Source organism: Alphaproteobacteria bacterium, assembly GCA_016699735.1.
Classification (GTDB): Bacteria; Pseudomonadota; Alphaproteobacteria; order Micavibrionales; family Micavibrionaceae; genus JAGNKE01.
In genome coordinates this window covers 1,558,504-1,579,966 of sequence record CP065008.1, presented here as the reverse complement: position 1 = coordinate 1,579,966, position 21,463 = coordinate 1,558,504, and the positions used below count along the sequence as shown (strand labels likewise).

Annotated in this window: 19 protein-coding genes; 8 read left to right on the top strand and 11 right to left on the bottom strand. The window is 53.3% G+C overall.

Annotated features, from left to right (window positions below; genetic code table 11):
* Positions 1–152 precede the first annotated feature (152 nt).
* The 5 genes from IPN28_07705 to IPN28_07685 form a co-directional block, all read right to left on the bottom strand.
* Complete coding sequence (locus IPN28_07705; protein QQS56190.1) at positions 153–1,799, bottom strand: L,D-transpeptidase family protein; 1,647 nt, start codon at positions 1,797–1,799, stop codon at positions 153–155.
* Positions 1,800–1,965: 166 nt separating this feature from the next.
* Positions 1,966–3,726 (bottom strand): dihydroxy-acid dehydratase, encoded by a 1,761-nt coding sequence (ilvD, locus tag IPN28_07700; GenBank protein ID QQS56189.1) that lies wholly within the window; start codon positions 3,724–3,726, stop codon positions 1,966–1,968.
* A 52-nt stretch (positions 3,727–3,778) separates the two neighbouring features.
* Positions 3,779–4,375, bottom strand: a complete 597-nt coding sequence (locus IPN28_07695) for a PH domain-containing protein (protein ID QQS56188.1) — start codon at positions 4,373–4,375, stop codon at positions 3,779–3,781.
* Positions 4,372–4,905 carry a PH domain-containing protein gene (locus tag IPN28_07690; GenBank protein QQS56187.1) on the bottom strand — a complete coding sequence of 178 codons (534 nt, stop codon included), beginning with the start codon at positions 4,903–4,905 and terminating at the stop codon, positions 4,372–4,374. The genes IPN28_07695 and IPN28_07690 overlap by 4 nt, the downstream gene beginning before the upstream one ends.
* Before the next feature lie 170 nt (positions 4,906–5,075).
* Positions 5,076–6,155, bottom strand: coding sequence for an ATP-dependent 6-phosphofructokinase (locus tag IPN28_07685; protein QQS56186.1), 1,080 nt, complete (start codon positions 6,153–6,155; stop codon positions 5,076–5,078).
* A gap of 201 nt (positions 6,156–6,356) precedes the next feature.
* Here IPN28_07685 and IPN28_07680 point away from each other — a divergent pair, with 201 nt between their 5' ends.
* From IPN28_07680 to IPN28_07650, 7 genes are all read left to right on the top strand, one after another.
* The gene (locus tag IPN28_07680; protein ID QQS58566.1) at positions 6,357–6,560 is read left to right on the top strand and encodes a DUF465 domain-containing protein; all 204 of its coding nucleotides are present in this window, start codon (positions 6,357–6,359) and stop codon (positions 6,558–6,560) included.
* A gap of 88 nt (positions 6,561–6,648) precedes the next feature.
* A complete protein-coding gene (purE, locus tag IPN28_07675; protein ID QQS56185.1) occupies positions 6,649–7,104 on the top strand; it encodes a 5-(carboxyamino)imidazole ribonucleotide mutase in 456 nt (151 codons plus the stop codon).
* Between the two features lie 33 nt (positions 7,105–7,137).
* The gene (locus tag IPN28_07670; GenBank protein QQS58565.1) at positions 7,138–8,235 is read left to right on the top strand and encodes a 5-(carboxyamino)imidazole ribonucleotide synthase; all 1,098 of its coding nucleotides are present in this window, start codon (positions 7,138–7,140) and stop codon (positions 8,233–8,235) included.
* Positions 8,216–9,640, top strand: a complete 1,425-nt coding sequence (gene fumC, locus IPN28_07665) for a class II fumarate hydratase (protein ID QQS56184.1) — start codon at positions 8,216–8,218, stop codon at positions 9,638–9,640. The genes IPN28_07670 and fumC overlap by 20 nt, the downstream gene beginning before the upstream one ends.
* 77 nt (positions 9,641–9,717) lie before the next feature.
* The gene (locus IPN28_07660; GenBank protein ID QQS56183.1) at positions 9,718–10,521 is read left to right on the top strand and encodes a hypothetical protein; all 804 of its coding nucleotides are present in this window, start codon (positions 9,718–9,720) and stop codon (positions 10,519–10,521) included.
* A gap of 3 nt (positions 10,522–10,524) precedes the next feature.
* Positions 10,525–10,725, top strand: a complete 201-nt coding sequence (locus IPN28_07655) for a ribbon-helix-helix domain-containing protein (protein ID QQS56182.1) — start codon at positions 10,525–10,527, stop codon at positions 10,723–10,725.
* Between the two features lie 5 nt (positions 10,726–10,730).
* Complete coding sequence (locus IPN28_07650; GenBank protein ID QQS56181.1) at positions 10,731–11,537, top strand: hypothetical protein; 807 nt, start codon at positions 10,731–10,733, stop codon at positions 11,535–11,537.
* Here IPN28_07650 and IPN28_07645 read toward each other — a convergent pair whose 3' ends face one another.
* The 5 genes from IPN28_07645 to IPN28_07625 form a co-directional block, all read right to left on the bottom strand.
* A complete protein-coding gene (locus IPN28_07645) occupies positions 11,538–14,771 on the bottom strand; it encodes an AsmA family protein (GenBank protein QQS56180.1) in 3,234 nt (1,077 codons plus the stop codon). It lies immediately after the preceding gene.
* A 92-nt stretch (positions 14,772–14,863) separates the two neighbouring features.
* A complete protein-coding gene (locus IPN28_07640) occupies positions 14,864–15,394 on the bottom strand; it encodes a cyclic nucleotide-binding domain-containing protein (GenBank protein QQS56179.1) in 531 nt (176 codons plus the stop codon).
* 27 nt (positions 15,395–15,421) lie between these two features.
* Positions 15,422–16,144: an acetoacetyl-CoA reductase gene (phbB, locus tag IPN28_07635; GenBank protein QQS56178.1), complete on the bottom strand. Its 723-nt coding sequence runs from the start codon at positions 16,142–16,144 to the stop codon at positions 15,422–15,424.
* 38 nt (positions 16,145–16,182) lie between these two features.
* Complete coding sequence (locus IPN28_07630; GenBank protein ID QQS56177.1) at positions 16,183–17,397, bottom strand: acetyl-CoA C-acetyltransferase; 1,215 nt, start codon at positions 17,395–17,397, stop codon at positions 16,183–16,185.
* 82 nt (positions 17,398–17,479) lie between these two features.
* A complete protein-coding gene (locus IPN28_07625) occupies positions 17,480–18,331 on the bottom strand; it encodes an alpha/beta fold hydrolase (GenBank protein QQS56176.1) in 852 nt (283 codons plus the stop codon).
* Positions 18,332–18,752: 421 nt separating this feature from the next.
* Here IPN28_07625 and phaR point away from each other — a divergent pair, with 421 nt between their 5' ends.
* Positions 18,753–19,289 (top strand): polyhydroxyalkanoate synthesis repressor PhaR, encoded by a 537-nt coding sequence (gene phaR, locus IPN28_07620; GenBank protein ID QQS56175.1) that lies wholly within the window; start codon positions 18,753–18,755, stop codon positions 19,287–19,289.
* 31 nt (positions 19,290–19,320) lie between these two features.
* Here the strand turns inward: phaR and IPN28_07615 are convergent, their stop codons facing one another.
* Positions 19,321–21,408 (bottom strand): hypothetical protein, encoded by a 2,088-nt coding sequence (locus tag IPN28_07615; protein QQS56174.1) that lies wholly within the window; start codon positions 21,406–21,408, stop codon positions 19,321–19,323.
* Positions 21,409–21,463: the final 55 nt, after the last annotated feature.

The window sequence follows — 21,463 nt, the reverse complement described above, 5'->3', positions numbered from 1 at the left end:
TTCAATAGTATTGCTCAGCATAAAATACCTCGCATTTCTAATGTTTCAAAATCACATAGATATTCATCTACGCTAACCGGGAGCGTTTATTGGTAGCCGAAAAAGATTCGTGAGTAAAGATAAAAACCGATTCGGGGGAAGTGTGATGCCGTTTAATCGGCGATCTTGACCACTAAACTATTGCTATTATTAGGAATATAAATTCCATTATTTTTTTCAAGCGCTTGCAAAAGTTTCTTATCATGAGAATAAATGTCTTCGCCGAACACAACCTGTCCCTGCGGGCCGATCCAAGCGGTATAGTATAACAGGTAGACCGGAATGGTTTGCGGGATCATGATGTCCCTGGTTTTTTTGCTTTTGATATTGGCCCTCAGTTTCTCCTCGGACCAGCCTTCCCGGTTCGAAAGGATAAAGCTGGCCAGCTTTTCCGGCTCCTGAAGACGGATGCAGCCCGAGGATTGAGCGCGATCGGAGCGGCCAAACAGCTTCCGGTCATTCGTATCATGCAAGTAGATGTTATGGCGGTTGGGCATAAGAACGCGGATCCGGCCCAGAGGGTTGTGGGAGCCTGGAATCTGTACCAGCCGGAGAGATCTGTATTCCTCGGGCGTCATTGCGGCCCAGTCGGTGGCCATGGGGTCGAGGGTCTGTGCCTCCTGTCCGTAACCCTGATAAATCTCCATGCCCTTATCGACCAGATAGCCCGGATCGTCGATGAGTTTGGGGAGGATATCCTCCTTCTGGATGGTCGGGGGAACGGTCCAGTCGGGGTTAAAGCGAACACCCGTCACTTCGGTTCTGAAAGACAGTGTGGCGCGTTTGGGGCGGCCGACGATGACGGGCATTTCAATTTTGACCTGTCCGTTTTCGAGCGCCCACAGCGTTGCCGAGGGTAGATTGACCATAATCACTTTTGAGGTGTCTTCCGTCGGCATCCAGCGCAAACGTTCCAGATTGACGATGATTTGCCGAATCTTGTCCTTGAGGTTCTGGTTCAGGATAAAAAGCGTTTTAGCGCCGATGACGCCGTCCGATTTCAAGCCTTTTTCAGCTTGAAACTGCTTCACGGCCTCCACCAGAGCCGTATCGTAGATCAAGCGGTTGTCCTTTTCCTGAATTTCCGGCAGGCCGAGGCGCTGGCGCAATTTTGGGACTTCCGCATGAGATTTCCCTGGAGAAAGCGGTTTGGCCATACGGATGGGCTCAACCTGCGCTGCGGGGTCTTCCTGCCATTTTTTTGTCAGTGTCAGGAGTTCGGCCTGCAGCGCCTTGTAGGTTGCTCCCTGCGGCTCGACGGAGCGGAGAAGTTTTTCGAAGTCGCCCTCGGAGTTCAGCAAAGCCAGCACAGAGGCCACATCGGGCCTTTGACGCCAGTGAGAAGCCTCCAGCCCCAGCGCCGAAGCCTTGACTCGCATCCCACTTTGATCGCGGACATAGCGGACAAAAGAATCGGTAAGCATTAATTCAAAATTCATCAGAGAATCTTTTTCGAGCGGAATTTTTTTTCCTGCCTTCACTTTTGGCCCCATCAAGCCCGCTATCCGGCTCCAGTGGTAAGTTTCCGGGTTCAGGCCATGGGACCATGAGTTTTGTATCGCCTGTATCATTACGGCCGCCTGCTTGTTCAGTCGGTTGCGGTTGAGCCAGAACGGCTCGCCGCTTCTCTGCGTATAGAAATTTTCTAGAGCGGCTTGATCGAGAACCTCCAGCGCCGACTGTGTGGAGGGGCTTTGCTGATACTCACCCACATAGGCGCCGCCGTCGGCCATCGCCTGTAAAGGTTGCGGCCCGTACATAATGAAGGCTGCACAGATGAGGACGGCTTGAATAATTTTACTTTGACTTTTTCTTGATGCAGTCACGTTCAGAGGGCGAAATACAGGTGGGTAGTGTTGACCTTCCGCTATCCTATACGCCGTAATCGCTTTTGGCTTGATAAAATCCCTGTTCGGGCCAAGGTGTTCACAGATCAGCGAAAATATGCGTCTCCGCCTTCGCGCCCGGATGGGTGACCGCGCCTTCGCTGGCGGGGCCGACAAGCTGGGCGTATTTCCAGAGTGCGCCGGAATTGTAATTATTGGTTCTGGGTTTCCAGTCCTTGCGGCGTTTTTCCAGTTCTTCTTCGGTCAGATCGACAGAAAGAGTCCCCTGCTCCGCGTCGATACGGATCATGTCGCCGTCTTTAATCAAAGCGATGGGGCCGCCTATCGCTGCCTCCGGTCCGACATGGCCGATGCAGAAACCGCGCGTGCCGCCGGAGAAGCGTCCATCGGTGATCAGGGCGACCTTGCCGCCCGTCCCCTGCCCGTAGAGCGCCGCCGTGGTGGAGAGCATTTCGCGCATACCTGGACCGCCCTTCGGGCCTTCGTAGCGGATGACGAGGACTTCGCCTTCCTTATATTCTTTTTTCTGAACGGCGTTGAAGCAGGCTTCTTCCCCGTCAAAGACGCGTGCAGGGCCGCTGAAGACCAAGTCTTTCATTCCGGCGATTTTGACGATCGCGCCGTCCGGGGCGAGATTGCCCTTTAGACCGACCACTCCGCCCGTCGGGTGCAGCGGGTTTTTCACAGGGTAGACGACTTTCTGATCCTTTGGAAATTTAACGTCTTTCAAGTTTTCGGCCATGGTTTTTCCCGTCACAGTCAGACAGTCGCCATGAATAAAGCCGTTATCTAGAAGCTCTTTCAACACGATACCAACGCCACCAACATCGAAGAGGTCTTTGGCCACGTATTTTCCGCCGGGGCGAAGGTCCGCGATATAAGGCGTCTTCTTGAAAATCTCATCGACGTGGAAGAGATTAAATTCGATCCCCGCCTCATGAGCCAACGCGGGCAGGTGCAGGGCGGCATTCGTGGAGCCGCCCGTTGCTGCGACAATCGCGGCGGCGTTCTCCAGCGCCTTTCTTGTCACAATGTCGCGGGGGCGCGGACCACCGCTGCGGATAAGTTCCACGACCGCCTCCCCGGAGGCGCGGGCGTATTCATCCCGGCTTTCGTAGGGCGCGGGTGCGCCGGCGGAATTTGGCAATGCAAGCCCTATGGCTTCTGACACGCAGGCCATGGTGTTGGCCGTGAACTGTCCACCGCAGGCGCCCGCCGAGGGGCAGGCCACACATTCCAGTTCATGTAAATCCTCATCGGACATGGTCCCGGCGGCGTGCTGGCCGACCGCCTCGAACACGTTGACGACATCCACATCCTTGCCGCGAAATTTGCCGGGAAGGATCGTGCCGCCGTACATAAAAATGCTGGGGACGTTCAGGCGGATCATCACCATCATCATGCCCGGCAGGGATTTATCGCATCCGGCCAGACCGACCAGTGCATCATAGCAGTGGCCGCGCATGGTGAGTTCGACGGAATCCGCAATCACATCACGGGAGACCAGCGAGGAGCGCATCCCCTCGTGGCCCATGGCTATGCCGTCAGTCACTGTTATGGTCGTAAACTCACGTGGAGTCGCTCCGGCTTCGGAGACGCCTTTTTTGACCGATTGCGCCTGACGGTTCAGGGCGATGTTACAGGGGGCGGCTTCGTTCCAGCACGTCGCTACGCCGACCAAAGGCTGATGGATTTCCTTCTCGGTCATGCCCATCGCGTAATAGTAGGAGCGATGCGGGGCGGATTTCGGGCCTTCGGTCACGTAGCGGCTGACCAGACGGTCCTTGTTCCACTCTGTGCCTGAGACGGTCTTTTTATGCGATTTCTTTTCGTCAAACATGACGAATACGGATAACGTCTTTTATGAACTTAGACAAGAGGACATCGAAATATTACTTCCCCCGGCGGGCCGCCTTCTTCTTCGCGCCCTTACCTTCCAACGATGGCTCAGGCAGATCGCCTACATCATCCTCGTGGATTCCCTCGCGAACCAAGGTAATCTCGTTGTGATAACGCCGGAACGCCTCGGCGTTGGCAATATAGGGGATGCGGATAAAGCGCTGGCCGGTGCCCATCACCACAACACTGGCGTAGCCGAAAAGATGGCCGGGAAGCATACGCTCCAGGTCAATACTTTCAATTTTGCTAAAACGGATGTCCACGACATCCATCTGCAGCAGACCGTAACGCGCCAGCACGCGTTTGTTGGTAATGGCCAGAAGGAGATAATGTTTTGTAATCATAGCGAGAGCTACCATTATTGCCCCAACAGTCAATAGAAGGTACCCCAGTGGCCGTGCAACAAAAAACAAAAATATAAGACCCATGATGATAACAGCTAAGGATTTCCAGTATATCGCATTATGAAGCTTGGCCCTGAGAACCACATCCTCCCCTGAGACCATCATTCTCTTAAGCTCCTGATCCTGAAAGGATAGTTGCCGTGTTCCAACGGGCGTTTTCGTTGCTTTTTCTTCTGCTGCCGTCATAACGCTTTTGCCTTTTCGATTGCCTTCCTGAATGCTATGGGGTCTTCAATCGGAGGCAGGACAACCTCCCCCACGCCCATACCGCGCACCATGATACGGCCGTAGTTGAATACCCTTCCCATAATGGTCTGCAACACGTTCACCCCTTCGATCCGGTCGATGTTGATTTCACCAACCTGCCGGGCTACAAGCCCGCGCTTAAAAATCAAACGGTTGTTTGTAATTGCAATTTCCGTCGTGGCCTTAACGACCATCATGTGCGCGAATTTTAGCAAACCAAATATGAAGACTAAAAAAGCCCCGAGGCGAATAACTGGATGAAGAATCAAAATGGATTCCATTACCCCTGCATTTTTCATAGGTTCATTACCGAAAATAATATAAAGCTTTATCGCACCGATAATAATTACCACCCCTAGAAGGAGACTCCAGATAATCGAGAAAAACGCCCCGACCGTGTACATCCAGTGAAACTGGCCAATATGGACTAGCTCCTCGTCCGGCCCCAGCGATTGTTGTACGTAGAGCATAAGAAATCAGACCCTTTCAAATGGGTAACAGGATAAGAAAATCAATAATTTGGGGGAAAGTTTAGCTCTACTCTTCACTGGCCGCAAGTCTCAAAACACTATAAGTTCCCAGCTTTTGCAGTTATAAACAGCCAAAGCCGCACTCCAACTGGGGTATATTACCTTTTTTTCTATTGATCGCCAAAGGAAATCCCCAGCGAGCGGGCGGTGTTGACGAGCATTCCGCCTTTATCTACGGTTCGGCACTCTTGTATCGCCTGTTCGATCGGAACATCAACGACATTCATATTCTGCCAGGCGACCATGCGGGCAAATTGCCCCTTTTTGAGCAAATCGACAGCTTTTACGCCCAGAGCCGAGGCTAAAAGACGATCATTGCAGGTCGGGCTTGCGCCCCTTTGCACGTGCCCCAGAACCGTGACGCGGGTCTCGGATTCTGTGGCTTGCGCGATTTTTACACCCAGATACTCGCCGATTCCCCCGTAACGGGTTTCACCGCCGTGATAAACCACCTCAAATTTCCTGCCGTCGGGAGTTTTAACGGCCTCAGAAACGATTACGAGGGCGAAGTTTCTGCCGCTTTGCTTTACGGCCCGGATTTTTGCGGCGATCTTCTCCACGCTATAGGGTATCTCGGGGATCAAAATGACGTCCGCCCCGCCCGCTATGCCCGCCGTCAGAGCGATATGGCCCGCATCGCGGCCCATCACCTCCAGCACCATGACCCGGTCATGGCTGGCCGCCGTGGGTTGCAGCCTGTCCAACGCTTCGGTTGCCACCGCTACCGCGGTATCGAAGCCCACGGCGTAATCCGTCAGATTCAGGTCGTTATCAATGGTTTTGGGGATTCCTATAAATTTCAAGCCGCCTTTTTTCATCAGCCTGTTGAGTATGCTGAAGCTGCCATCTCCGCCGATTCCGATGACATAATCAATTTCCAAGGCTTTAAAAGCAGTTATCAACTCGTCCGAGCGGTCTATAACCCGGCCGTCCGGCATTTTGTATTCAAAGGGGTTGCGCGAATTTGTTGTCCCGAGAATCGTACCGCCGAGGCGCATGATTGCAGTGTCAAAGTCTTTTGGCGTCAAAACCCTGTATTCGGGCTTTTCCTCCAGAAGGCCAGCCGTGCCGTTTTCTACCCCGATCACCTTCCATCCCAGCCGATCCGCAGCGATTACGACCGACCGCATCACGGCGTTCAGGCCGGCGCAGTCGCCGCCGCTGGTAAAAATGGCTATCTTCTTTGTCATGATTTTTTTCCTAAAAATTATTATTTTCCTGAAGCCCTCGCGAACACTCCCCTTATTTCCTTACAGGGAACGCCCCTTCCCTGCAATTCCCCCTCAGACATAAGATTTTTTTGTAAAATTGCGTATTTTGTGTTAATAAACAAAGGATTATGTGATACCATTATTTTTTAAAGTTTATATCGAATGTACGATTTTTTTCTCATGGAAGATCAAGAGGATTTGCGCGTAAAACTCGCGGAATACAAGAGCGAGCATCAAGCGCTTGATGAGCTGATTCAGCTTGCGACAGAGGGCGATAAGCCCGTTAATCTGCTGCACCTTCAGCAACTCAAGAAAAAGAAGCTCTGGCTGAAGGATATGATCCAGAAGCTGCAGAGTTCTCTCATCGACGATATTATCGCCTGAGTCGGCCTTATCCCGTTGCTTTTTCCCTTCCTTTTGCTATAAACGGCTGGTGATACAGCCGGATAAAAGTCCTCTTGTCGGTGTTCTTATGGGGTCTCAGAGCGACTGGGAGACCCTTGAGGGTGCCCATCTCATTCTTAAAGAACTGGCTATCCCGCATGAGTGCCGGATCGTTTCGGCGCACCGGACGCCCGAGCGTATGGCTGATTACGCCAAAAACGCGGAAAGCCGAGGCATTAAGGTCGTTATCGCCGGCGCTGGCGGTGCCGCGCACCTTCCGGGCATGGTCGCCAGTCTGACGCATTTGCCTGTTCTGGGCGTACCCGTTAAAAGCAGAGCACTCAGGGGCATGGACAGTCTGCTTTCCATCGTCCAGATGCCGGGGGGTATTCCCGTCGGGACACTGGCTATCGGTCCTTCAGGCGCCAAAAACGCCGGACTTCTTGCTGCCTCCATCCTCTCTCTTGCCGATCCCGCGCTTTGCGAGAGGCTGAAAGCCTATCGGGAGAAGCAGACCCGCGACGTTGCCGAGTTTCCCGAATAGCAACAGGCACAGCTTATCCACAAAGATATGTCTATCAAAACATTAGGAATTCTGGGAGGGGGGCAGCTGGGGCGGATGAGCGTCCTCGCGGCGGCACGACTTGGGATCAAATGCGTGGTGCTTTCGCCGGAGGATGATTCACCTGCATCCCATGTCGCGTGGAAGACGATTGTGGCCGATTATGCGGATCATTTCGCTCTCAAAGCCTTATCGGACCTCACGGACGTCATTTCCTATGAATTTGAGAATATCCCCGTTTCGACCGTCGATATTCTGAATTCCTTAAAACCCAACTCCGTGTTTCCCTCCAAGGCTCTTCTTGAAGTTTCTCAGGATCGGCTGGCTGAAAAAGCCTTTCTCAACGGCCTTGGCATTGAAACGGCCCGCTGGACGGCTGTCCAGACCCTTGAGGATATTACGGAGGCGGTGCAAGGCTGGAGAAGCGATTCGTTTGTCTTGAAGACCACCCGGTTCGGTTACGATGGCAAGGGGCAAATTTTCTGTCCGGCTTCGGGAATTAACGATAATCGCGGTTTGTTTGCGTTTCTAGAATCTCATTCTGAAGTTCAACTCATTCTTGAGGATGGCATTTCTTTTACGGACGAGGTTTCTGTCATAGTAGCCAGAGACCGCGCCGGAAAAACAGCCGTTTACGGGCCGATGCTCAATGAACACCGGAACCATATCCTGCACCGGACAACCGTCCCTGCCCCTCATAATCTGGAGCTTTGTGCGAAGGCCGTGCAGATCACCAGGCTGGTCGCTGAAGCGGTTGACCTTGTGGGCGTTTTGACCGTTGAGTTTTTTGTGACCCGCAACGGTCGGCTTCTGGCCAATGAAATCGCGCCGCGGACCCATAATTCCGGGCATTGGACAATCGACGCCTGTGCAGTTTCCCAGTTCGATCAGCATATCCGAACGGTTTGCGGATTTCCGGTTGGGTCGCCCGAGCGTCATTCCGATGCGGTCATGCTGAACCTGATCGGCGCCGATGTGCTGGATTCCGAAAAATACCTCAATCAAAAAAACGCTTGCCTTCATTTGTACGGCAAGCAAGATGTCCGGGAAGGACGCAAAATGGGCCATGTGACATTTCTGGAGGAAAGAAAAGATGACAAAAACTGCTGTTAGCAAAACAACCGGGAGTTCCACCCGCACAGAGACCGATTCGTTCGGTCCGATCGACGTCCCCGCCGACCGTTACTGGGGGGCGCAGACACAGCGCTCGCTCGGGAATTTCAAAATCGGCGGTGAGCGGATGCCCAAACCTCTGATCCGCGCTTTGGGGGTTCAGAAAAAAGCCTCTGCCCTTACCAATATGCAACTGGGCGTTCTGGATTCAAAAATCGGCGAAGCGATAGTCGCTGCCGCTGAGGAGGTGATCGACGGCACACATGACGACGAATTTCCTCTGGTCGTCTGGCAGACGGGTTCGGGAACGCAGACTAACATGAATGCGAACGAGGTGATCTCCAACCGTGCGATTGAAATTCTCGGCGGGCAGATGGGCAGCAAGAAGCCCGTCCATCCCAACGACCATGTGAATATGGGGCAGTCGTCCAACGATACGTTTCCGACCGTGATGCATATTTCGGCGGTTGAGCAGATCCATCACGAACTCATCCCTGCCCTGCAGCATCTGCACAAGGCGCTGGACGGTAAGGCCAAGGATTTCAAGGATATCGTCAAGATCGGGCGGACGCATTTGCAGGACGCCACGCCGTTGACTCTGGGGCAGGAGTTTTCCGGCTATGCCAAGCAGATTGAATACGGGATCGCCCGGGTTCAGGCCGTGTTGCCGCGATTGCTGGAACTGGCACAGGGCGGAACGGCTGTAGGAACTGGAATCAACTGCAAGGCGGGGTTCGCCGAAAAATTTTCCGAGAATGTTTCGAAAATTACGGACCTTGCGTTTCGCACAGCGGAGAATAAATTCGAGGCGCTGGCGGCGCATGACGCACTGGTCGAGGCGTCGGGCGCTCTGAACGTCCTGGCCGCCTCGCTGATGAAGATTGCCAACGATGTGCGCCTGCTCGGCTCCGGTCCGCGCTGCGGATTTGGGGAGATCAATTTGCCGGAGAACGAGCCCGGCTCCTCCATTATGCCCGGCAAGGTCAACCCGACGCAGTGCGAGGCGTTGACCATGGTGTGCGCGCAGGTGATGGGCAATCATGTCGCCGTGACGATCGGCGGATCGAACGGGCATTTCGAACTCAACGTGTTTAAGCCTGTTATCATTTATAACGTGCTGCAATCCCTCCGGCTGATCGCCGACGGGTGCAACAGTTTTACTGATAATTGCGTGGTCGGGATCGAGGCGAATACCGCCCGTATCGAAAAGCTGGTGAATGAGAGCCTCATGCTCGTCACGGCTCTCAACCCTCATATCGGATACGATAATGCGGCGAAGATCGCCAAGAAGGCCCATGCGGAAGGCACCTCCCTCAAGGATGCCGCGATTGCGCTGGGGCTTCTGACGGCCGAGCAGTTCGCGCAGTGGGTTAAGCCCATTGATATGATCAAGCCGAGAGATTGAGTTTTCTCAGTCCCTTAGCCTGATTTTCTTGCTTTTTTCTTTCATCCCGCCCTACTCTTGCGGGGACGAGGAGTATTATGCAGCCACAGGATCACAGCGTATTGCTTGAGCGGATCAAGGAGGTTCTGGCGAACGAAACTATCCGGCAGGTCGTAGCGGAGGATTACACGCGTTTTTTCCAGCAACTGGGCGTGGCGCCGTTCATGGCTTCGGCGCTTGCGAACGACACCCTCTTATGTCTTGAACGCCCCGGCTGGGATCTCCGCCGGACAGAACATGAAATTTATAGGAACCTCCGGGCGATGCCCGCCGAAACGAAATATATCGGCGCGGCGACGGTGGGGGATAGTTTTGCGGATATGCTGCAACGGCGGGCTAAGGCGTTTTCCGGCCAGATCATGGTCCGAATGATGGATATGAAGGGGGGGTCTGTCGCCAATATCTCGCCGCACCACGAGCGGCTTGTTTCCAACCGGAATGACCTAAAGGTAACCGAATCCGAAAACACTGACGGGCTTTCGGGAAGCTTTTCTGCCGCCGTTCTCAACAACGTGCTGCACCACGAGGCGCCGGAGCGGGCCGATGAAATCCTGCGGAGCGTCAGTTCAAAAGTCACGGACAGACTTGTGGTTCTGGAAAATACCACGGTCGGAAAGACGCCGGACGAACAGGCGCAGGACCGGGCCGTGCAATTCATGCATGAATATCTTTTTCATCGCCTGCTGCAGGATCCGGCCACGCATGACACGCCCCTGCCCGGGAATTACGATACGGCGGAAGGGTGGACGCAGCGCATTGAGGAGGCCGGATGGCGGCTGAATTACCGCGAGAGCCATTTCATGGAGCCGCATCATACGGTTCTGGTCTTCGAAAAAGACTGAGACATGAAAAAGCGCTCCGTCCTCGTTTCCGGGCATCCGACCAGCGTGACGCTGGAGGATGAGTTCTGGGACGCGCTGAAGGTCATAGCCGAGCGGCGCGGGCAGAGCCTGAACCAGATCATCACGGACATCGACGCAGGGCGGAGCGGCGCGAATTTGTCGAGCGCGATCCGGGTTTTTGTGCTTAAGCAAAAGGGGGATTGAATTTTATGAATGCTGAGAACCGAAAAGGCTTTAAGGAGTTTTTTAAGTTCTGCGCTTTTATCTTATTTCTCTGGTTTTTTTATTGGGCGCTTATAGCTGCTTTTGCATTCGTGCATAAAGTTCTGGGGGGCAGGAAACTCGATTACCCTTTTGTGCCTTCAATTTTTACAGAAGTTATTAATCCTTATTTGCTGTTTTTCTTTGTTATGTTCTTGTTACAAAGAGGGCGTTGGTTTTATGCGCTTTACTATAAGCAAAATGTTGTAAATTCATTTGTCGAATATTACTTTCAGCCAATTATATTCGGGGGCGTATGTTTTCTTTTTATAGTGGCTCCAGCAATTGATATTGTTTTTGCTGCTTTTTCAGACCATTTCTTTGGGACAATCACTTGGCTGATACCAAACATAGTAAGCCTATTTTTATTTTTGTTTACTCCTTTTGTCCTACTTTCGCTCATATCAAGCCGTTCTTTACGCTATCACCATGACCAAAAGCTTGCTGCAGTTAGTTTGATTGGGATAACTATTACTGCCATTCTTGATTTTTTTGCTTATCTCAGTGGTTTTTTAGATCGCGTTTTTTTAGGCGTGGTTTGTGAAACACATTCACAAATGTTGTTTTTTTCTCTGCTGGGCTTTTTGATGCTTACAGAACTCGTGGCCTATACTTTTCTTAATAGGTCTTATAGGCCTCATTTTACGGCTTTTGTTTTTCTGACCCTTGTCGTGTTGTTTCTCTTAATTGATATCTTTCTTCTCACTGGGCTCCGAGTACTTTGTTATGACCCTCTAACAGAAGTTCTGCCATAGTTACTGCAGCAACCCTTTCAGCACATCCTCCACGACGTCCTCGGGTTTGATTTCCTCGGGTTTTTGCTCCTCCTGCGGCGGCTGGGCCTGCGGCTCCTCGGCTACGGGCGCTGGTTCTTCCTGCGGCGGTTGTGCTTCCGGTTGCGGTTCGGGTTGGAGGACTTCCTTCACGATGGACTCTACATCCTGCGGCGGTGGCTCCGCCGGTGCCGGAACGGGTTCAGGCTGCGGCTTCGGCGCGGCAGGCTCGGGCTGAGGCTCCGGGTCAAGCACCTGCTGGAGGATATCCTGCGGCGTCAGTTCCTTGGGTGTTATTTCCTCCTCACCGCTGCTCGGGAGGACTTCCTGAGGCTGGCCCTTGGCAGGCTTTTTCTTTTCCTCGCCCGGCAAGCCCAGCTTGTCCGTTAGAAGTTTTTCAAATTTGCGGTTAATCTTCCGGTTGAGGTAATCCTGCATGACTCCCTGTCCGAAGGTCTGGGCGGGGTTGTCAAGCGGGCCGCTGAAGGCCATTTCGAAGGGCGGGATATCGGCGGGCACGTCGCCCTGCGGCTTCACGGTAATTTTATGTTTTGTGGACAACGTCCATTTCGGCAGGTTTACGGTTCCGGTCGTTGCGATATTCGCCTCTGGCCCGTCGAGATCGAGCTTCTGAATTGTCACGACGCCTTCGCGGATGACGTAGTTTCCGTCCAGCGTGTCGAAGGCGGTTTTGCCGCCCTTGGTCGTGCCCTTCCACAGGCCGAGCAGGGAGTCGCCGGGTTTGGATTCATCCGATAAAGCTTCGGCGAAGCGGGTGACGTCGACGCCGTTGAGGACGATGTCGCCGCCCGTTACCGTGCCCTGCCCGCCCAGATCGTACACCAATGCGGCGGGGCTGGTGCCCGAGGTCGTGATTTCCAATTCGGTGCTGACCTTGCCGCTGGCGTCGATCATCTGCGAACCCGCCAGCGCCTTGACCAGCCTCGCGACCGAAACGTCAGTCAGGCTGCTTTTTGCCTCGATGTGGACAGGCTGGCGCGGCTGATTGGCTGATTTCACCGTGGAGGACATGGCGATGCGGCCCTCGAACAAACCGGCCTGCATCTCCGTGATTTCCATGACCCCGTCTTTGAGCGCGAGTTTCATGCGCGGGGCTTCGAGGGGCCATGGGCCGTAGGTGATGGAGGAAGCCGAAAGGTTGATGTCCGCATTGACGGCATGAAGGCCCGCCGTATCGATTGTGTCCTTCGACCAACGCTCGGCCGTGCTTTTTTGCGCGGCGTTTCCGGTGGTCACGGAGGAGGCCAGTACCACCTTGCCGAATTTCAAGTCGCCGGAGAGGTAGGGTTTAGTTGCGGTGAGATCAATTTTCGCATCGCCCTGGACCGTAAATCCGGCCAGGTCGCCCTTCAAGCCCGCAAGGGTATAAGTCTGCCCGTCCTGCGAGATTTTTGCGTATACATCCAACGGCTTTTTGAAGTTCGGATCCTGTTCGGCCGCACCGGAGAATTTCTGCATGGCCTCGGCCATGTTCTTGTGTTTGAGCTGGACGGTCATGCCGCTGACGGAGGGGGTTTGCAGCGGGGTTTTGACCTTGCCCTGCGTTATGAGTTCGCCGTTCAGGGCTGCAATATTCGCAGTCATGTCCATTGCGTCCGCCGATCCGGCCAGTTTAGCCTTGATGGAGGCTTTGCCCATATCCTTCGGCAGGCCGGAGGCATCGACCGAAAGCGCCTTGGCCAAAGCCTGAACATCGGCCGTATCCACCGAAAGGTTCAGCGCCATGCCGCTGAGTGCGCGGATATTGTCGATGCCGCCGCTGGCCGTGATGTCGGATTTGGCAAAATTCTTCAGGGTGAGGCCGGAGACGCTCACTGCATTTTCGCGGAACTTGGCCTTGACGCCGATATTTTCAAGATTTTGGCCCTTATATTTCAGCTTTTTCGCGTTGAGGTTTAAATCCATATCGAAGGGAATCGCTGCGGACCGCAGGGAGGATTCCAGATCGCCGGACTGATCCTGCGACGCGGGCATTTTGGCGGATAACATATCCACATCCAGGACAGCGGTCGAAAAATCAACCACCGCGAGGGGGCGACCGGATTTGGTCTGTGGCGTGTAAGCGCCCGACAAGCTGAATTCATGATCGTCGAGCTTGATCTCGCCTTCGTGGATTTTGGTCGTATTCTTATCGCCTTCGATTTTCAGATTGAAGGTGCCGTTTTTGAACATCGCCAGATCGGGAAGGAGTTCCGCGATTTTTACGGATTTCTGGGTTTTAAGTTCCAGCGCATATTTCAGGGGATCGAGCAGAGCGCCGAAGGATCCCGTAAATGCGTTTTCACCCAAGGATAATTCAAAATCCCGGTAATCGGCCTTTTGCGTATCGGCGGTGAGCAGACCCTTTACTTTCAAAGGGACGTTTAAGCCCTTAATTCCACTGATTTTATTTTGTTCCAGCGCTTTAGCGACGTTCGGGATGTTCAGGCTCAAAGCGCCCTGCCCGCCGACTGTTTCCTTGAAGTTCAGGGTTCCTGCGTAACTCAGTTCGATATCGCCCGGCTGGAGAGTCAGTTTCAGCTTTGGATTAAGTTGCTGCGCCCTAGCGTCAAATTTTTCGGCCTGGAGATCAAAGTCGGCCGAATTTCCCTCGTAAAACAGCGACCCTTTGGCCTGATAGGGGCCGAACAGGGTTTTCGCCATCAGGTCGGCGTTGATGTTGCGGATGAGTGTTTCGGCCTTGGTTTTGTGGTCATAGTAAGAGAACTGACCGTCATCAATGACAATTTTATCCAATGAGATTGCGGGGGTGAGCGTTTTAGCAGATTGGCTTTGATCCTGCTGTTCGCCGCCGGCCAAAGCTTCAAGTTCCGGCGTCATGGCGTTCAGCTTTCCTGCTTCCAGCATTTCCAGATTCACGTGAGGCTTGACCAGCGTGATGTATTTTATGGACACTTTCTGGCTGAGGAGCGGCATGAGATCGACGTTGACGTCCAGACGCTCAAAAGCGACGAGGGTTTCCGATTTTGATCCTTCGGGCGCCTTGATCGTGACACCTTCGGCCATGAAGCGCGGCGAGGGCAAGATCGTAAAGCCGATGTCTCCGGCCAATTCCAGATCCAGACCCGTGTAGGTTTTTACCTGCTGCTGTGCCTGGCCCTTATACTGGTTCCAGTCCATGAAACCGGGGGCGACCAGCGCCACAGCCAGCAAAACCACGAGTACGAATGGAACAATAATCAAAGCGCGCTTCATCGGCAGGCTCCTCTAGGATGCGAATCGATAATGTCGGTTTCCGGTGCTTTATAGCCGTAAAATCATACGGGGGGCAAGCGCTGACCCTGCGCTTACTTCTTGGCTCTTTTGCGGTATTTTTCCAATTTTTCAAGGAAGTCCGCCATAAGCGGACGGACGTTTTTTTGGAATTTAGCACGGTCTTTTTCTGTTAATGACTCGGCCACATTGTCAAAAAGGACGTTCGCCATGTCGATTAAATCCTGAACGTTGGTCTTTTTGTTGGTCACTGAAAGATTTCCGCTGACCAGTCTTTGGCTTAACATTTCCACAAGAGCTCTAATGGTTGGATCGCTGCGTTCCAGCTTTTCTTTAAGCGTCTGGCGGGATATGACGATCAGATTGCAGTCCTCCAGAACTTTGACCGTGGCCGTGCGTTTGTCGTCATTAAACAGGGCCATTTCGCCGCAAATTTCGCCAACCCCCAAGCGGGCAAGCTCGACCATTTGCCCCTGCTTTTCGCCATAAACGCCGACCAGACCCGACTGGATTAAAAAGGCGCAGTTGGGATCATCCCCTTCCTTCATCAGGACCGTGCCGGCCGCTACAAAACGGCGTTCAAGGATGACCGTGTCTTTTCTCATAATCTGCTTTGTCCCAAGCCTTTCCGGTCAGGACATATATTGACCTCCGTTTGCTGCAATGGTCGTGCCTGTGATGAAGGCGGCTTTTTCCGAGGCCAGAAAGGAAACCAGCGCCGCTATTTCGTCAGGATGGCCCATACGGGTAACCGGAATCTGGCGGATGATAGAATCCAGAACTTCCTGCTTCATTCCTGCCGTCATATCCGTGGCGATATAGCCGGGGCAGATGGCGTTTACAGTAATGCCCTTAGCGGCCACTTCTGTTGCCAAGGCCTTCGTCAGGCCGAGCATCCCCGCCTTGGCTGCGGAGTAATTGACCTGTCCGAACTGGCCCTTCTGACCGTTGATGGAACTGATGTTGATGATGCGGCCGAAGCTGCGCTCGCGCATTCCCGGCACAATCAGGCGGCACATATTGAAGCAGGAGGTCAGGTTGGTTTCGATCACTTCGTGCCAATTTTCCTTGGGCATTTTGTGCAGCATACCATCGCGTGTAATTCCGGCGTTGTTGACCAGAACCTGAATCGGCCCGTGCTTCTGCTCGACTATTTTGAGCGCCTGCTCACAGGCGGTGTAATCGGCGACATCGAATTTGACGGCTTCGCATCCGGTTTCGGTGCGGAATTTTTGCGCCGCTTCCTCATTGCCGTGATAAGTGGCGACAACGTCAAATCCATCGGCCTTGAGTGAGAGAGAAATCGCATGGCCTATCCCCCGCGTTCCGCCCGTCACGATAGCGACTTTGTTCATATTGGCTACTCCGATTACTAAATCTTGTTGTACGTTGCTCAGGCGACCTTCTTCCAGTCCCTGCCCTTTTCGCGCTCAAGGCACATGGCAATACCCATGCCGCCGCCGATGCAAAGGGTGGCCAAGCCCTTCTGTGCGTCGCGCCGAGCCATTTCATGCAACAATGTCACGAGGACGCGGGTTCCCGAAGCGCCGATCGGATGACCGAGCGCAATGGCGCCGCCGTTGACGTTGGTCTTCTGCGGATCGAACCCCGTTTCCTTTTGCACGGAGAGCGCCTGTGCCGCGAAGGCTTCGTTGGATTCCACTACATCGAGATCCTTGACCGTCCATCCCGCTTTATCCAAGGCTTTCTTCGTTGCCGGGATTGGACCTGTGCCCATGATCGACGGGTCTACCCCCGCGGTGGCCCATGAGGTGATTTTGGCCAGCGGAACCAATTTACGCTTTTGCGCTTCGCTCTGGCGCATGAGAAGCACGGCGGCGGCTCCATCGTTGATGCCGGAGGCGTTGCCGGCGGTCACCGTGCCGTCCTTCTTGAAGGCGGGACGCAGTTTCGAGAGGCTTTCGGCGGTTACGCCCGACCGCGGAAATTCATCCTGATCGACCGTCACGGCTTCCTTTTTCTTTTCGATGCTGACCGGGGCAATTTCGGCCTTGAATTTTCCGGCCTTCATGGCCGCCTCTGCCCGGTTTTGCGACTGCGCGGCGAAGGCGTCCTGCTGATCGCGGGTGATCTGGTATTTTTCGGCGATATTCTCAGCGGTGAGTCCCATGTGATAGTCGTTGAAGATGTCCCAGAGGCCATCGACGATCATCGTGTCCTTGAACTCGACGTTACCGAACTTGACGCCCTCGCGCATCATGGCCGCGTGGGGCGAGAGGCTCATGCTTTCCTGCCCGCCGGCCAGGACGATTTCGCTTTCACCGCAGAGGATCGCCTGCATCCCGAGCGCAACGGTCCTGAGGCCCGAGCCGCAGACCTGATTGATGGTCAGCGCGGTTTTATCCTGCGGAATTCCGGCCTGTATTGCGGCCTGACGCGCCGGGTTCTGGCCGCAGACCGCTGTCAAGACCTGCCCCATAATCACCTGATCCACTTCTTCGGGTTTTAAACTTTGTGCATCTTGCAAAACCGCCTTGAGGATCAGTGCCCCCAGTTTGCTTGCCGGAAGGCTGCTGAGCGCCCCACCAAGATTGCCGATAGCTGTTCTTTTTGCAGAGACGATGACGACGGGATCGTTGTTACTCATGGATTCTATCCTCGAAAAAAATGGCTGAAATATCCGGTCAAAATAACAGCCAAGGGAAAGTTTGCAACATATAATTGACAGATTATTGCGCCAACCAGTGCGCGATCGGTTTCCAGACCGTTTCGACCGCCCGGCTTCCGGCGATCAAACTGATATGACCGCAATCGAGTTTCAGAATATCGGTCTGTGCGTTTTTCAGTTTTTCGCTTACGCTTGCTGCGGCCGCATAGGGGACCAGCCGATCCCCCGTCGAGGCCACAATCATCACGGGGCATTTGACTTCCGCGAGGTCGATTCGCCTGCCGCCCAGAGTCCACTCGCCGCGTTCGGGCGCATTCTGCGCGAACCAATACCGCAAGCAATGCGTGGCAATTTCTGCGGACAAATCCACGCCATCGTTCAACCAATCCTCCACGGCGACAAAAAGCTTTGCGTCTGCCGAGTCCTGATCCATGCGGGCGAAACGGGCGAATTTTTTTGCCGATCCCTCGGGGTCCAGAGTGGCGAACAATGCCTGAGTCCATTCCGCCGGAAGAAAACCTTTTTGCTCGATAACATTCATCACCAAGGGCGCCCATGTCCGCACGCGCTCGGATAAAACCGGATTGCGGGTTTTAAAATCCCACGGCGCGGCCATCAGTACCAGTTTTTCCACTCTATGCTGCAACGCCGTGACGGTTGCCAGACTGAGGGTTCCGCCCATGCAATAGCTTAGAAGCGATACGGGGCGCCCTGATTTTTCCACCAGATACTCAATGGCCGGAGAGAGGCGCGAAGATATGACGCCTTCCATCGTTTTATTATTTTTATATTCAGTGGTGTTTCCCCAATCGAGCAGAAAGACTTCAAATCCCTGTTTAGAAAACCATTTAAAGAGTGAGCGGCTGGCACACAAATCCAAAATATCCGCTTTATTGACAAGAGACGGAACCAAGAGCAGAGGATATCCCTTTGATTTTAAGTGGATCTGATTTCTTTTTGAAGGTCTAGATAATGTTGCGCCGTCTTTGGACCAAATGACCGTTCTCTGCCTTCTCGCCCTGTAAGGATGGCTTTGATAGTGCCGAATCCCCTTTATGATTTCCGTCAGTTCGCTCTCACCGATAGCCGCGAGATAGGGAGCTACATATTCCTGTATGCCGCTTTGAGCGGCAACGGCCATACCGATATGCACGGGGAGCGGGTGCGGGCCCGTGCGAAAAGCCCTGTGCTTATTTTCTGCGTTTTTATTTTTTCTGGACATCCCGCAGCATGGCAAAGTTTTTGCATTTTATAAACAAAGCTTTTTTTTGCTGCAGAATTGTGCATAATACTATTACTCTCGCGTACATACTTTCACGGCATACAGGTGCAACATGGCCAAAACAAGAAATGGCAAGGACGGACCGACCGTCATCAAAAAGTACGCTAACCGGAGACTCTATGACACGGGGCGTAGCAGTTATGTGACGCTCGACGATTTGTGCGAGATGGTCAAGGAGGGGCATGAGTTTGTCGTTCAGGACGCCAAGACCGGAAAGGATATCACCCGTTCGGTGCTGACGCAGATCGTTGCCGAGCAGGAATCGCAGGGCGAAAATCTCCTCCCTACAAATTTTTTACGCACTCTGATCGGTTTTTACGGGGATAATTTCCAGAATTTTATCCCCGGTTATCTGGAGCAGACCCTTGACCTGTTCGTAAAGAATCAGGAACGGATGCGTGAGCAGATCAACAAATCCTTCGAGGGGATGAGGAATATGGAGGGGATGTTTCCCCCTATCCCCACTACGCTAGAGGAATTGCGGCGCCAGAACATGGAGATGTTCGAGAAGACCATGAAGATGATGTCGCCCTTTGGTGTCGGGTACGGCCAGTCCAGCGAGGACGATAAGTCCAAGAAGGGCAAGTGAGATTCCTAATGAAGCTCTTTAGGCTCTGAATTCAGCCGTTTGTTTGAGAGTCGGATTTGTTTTTCCTGATTTTCTCTTTATCTTTGACGCTCTTTCCCAGCGAAGGCTCGGTTCCTGCCGAAGGCTCTATCCTGGGAATATGATACTGCGTTTGTACCGTATTTTGTTTCTGAACCTTGATCATGTTAGTGCCCACGGGACTTTCCTGCTGTATCTTCTGCGGTTCTTCTCCTACATTCTGCGCCGGGGGCATTTCCGGTAGAGCGGTATGATTTTTTCGGATCAGCTGAACATTCTGCGTGTTCGGCTCGACCTCCAGCAATTCTGCGGCCGTCATTGTCTGTCCGCTCTCCGTTACTTGGGGAAGCGCTGAGCCTTCCAGACTTTTGAGCGCATGAATCTGCTGTCCCTGCCCATCGCTGGCCTCTGATGCTGCGCTTGTTTTCTCTTCTGGTTCCGTCTTTGACTTAGACCTTTTCTTTCCACTTAGTTCCATCAGTTCGATGCGGGCTTTCAATTCCTGATTTTGTATCATCAGAGACCGGACGGTTTCGTCGTAGGCCAGTTCGGCCGGCACAGCCGAGGTCGTGGGGGGCTGCTTGATCCCCTCTTGCCCCTGAAGACGCGCAATCTGATCCTGATATTCCCTGATTTTCTGCCGGTATTCAGAATTTACAGACTTTTCCTTTTCAATTTGCGTTTGAAGAACCTGAGCCATCCCCAAGGCATCGTTGCCCGATTCAGACTCCGACAATGCAGCGTTTTTCTTAGCCATCTGTCCTTGCTGCAAGCGGCTATTCTGTTCCTGGAGCGCCAACACGGTTTGCTTTAACTCCTCAATACCTGACTGCTGCTCCTTTCTTACATTCAATTCATTCTGCAGAGTTGCCAACTCCAGACGGAGCTGTTTGACGGTTTCCTGATTTTCGGGGCTCTGCTGCGTTGCCGCCAGAGCTTGCCGCAGTTCCTCATTTTCCTGCTGCAAAGCTGCGGTCTTTTTGGACGCCCCGTCGGTCATTTTCATGGCGTCATTCTGGGCGCGGATCGTTTCGCGCAGACTTTTATTCTGGTCGATCAAGTCCTGCAATTTTTCCGGGTTGGTTTGCTGACCCCGGCTGGTCAGGGCCAGGTTTTCCTGCTCCAACGCGGCATATTTTTTATTCAGCTCCTCCAACTGCGCGGCCATATCGCGTGTCAGTTGGGCGTCTTGCTGACTGTTGCCCTGCTGTTTTTCGAGATCAACAACCTTGGTAGTCATATCCGCCAGAGCCTGCGCGAGTTTGCGGTTTTCGGTCTGCAGTTCGGACAGGCTTTGTTGCTGCTTGCCCAGCAATTCGGAACTCGCCGTATTTTTTTGTGTCTCCAACTCTGCGTACTTTTGCTGTTGTGCGCCCAATTCATTTTTCAAGCGGTCGTTTTCGCTCATCTGCGCCTGGAGAGCCTGCTGAAGCTTTTCCAGGTTAGATGTATCCCCTTTAAGTTTCTGGTTTTCCGCCTGTGTTTCGGCCAGACTTTGTTGCAGTTGCCCGACCTCTTCAGAATTGGCCTTGCTCTTTTTCGCTTCCAGTTCCGCGTATCTTTGTTGCGCTGCAGCCAATTCATTTTTCAGGCGCTCGCTTTCGCTCATCTGCGTCTGGAGAGCCTGCTGCAACTTTTCCTGATTGGATGTTACGTCCTTTAGCTTCTGATTTTCTGCCTGGGCCTGCCCCATCCGCTGAGCCTGCTCGGACTGTGCCTCCTGCAAGGCCTTGTTCTGACGCTGGAGCTCTGCTATTGCTCCCGAGAGTTGTTTATTGAATGTCTCCAGTTCCCTGATCTTCTTGTTGTACTCCAAAGCCTTGCTATCGTTTTTCAGCTGTTTTTCCTGCTGCCCGGAGGGTGGCACAACCTCCCCCTCTTGCGTCTTTGTCCCGCTCTGCTCCAGTGCGGCCTCAAGCTGCTCGTTTTTGGCCCGTAACTCCCGAACCTGTTCGCGCAAAGCTCTTATCTCACTTTTTGCATATGCCGGAGGAGCGGCAAAAAGAGCCAGAATGATTGAAGCAGCACATAAAGCTAGGCCATGTGTCTTTCGGAAAACCGCTTTGTTCGTGATGCAGCCCGTGGCAGAACCGTTCTTCATGGGACTCACTGTGTTTGATTTACGAAATAACCGTCAAATCATACACTTTTGACCA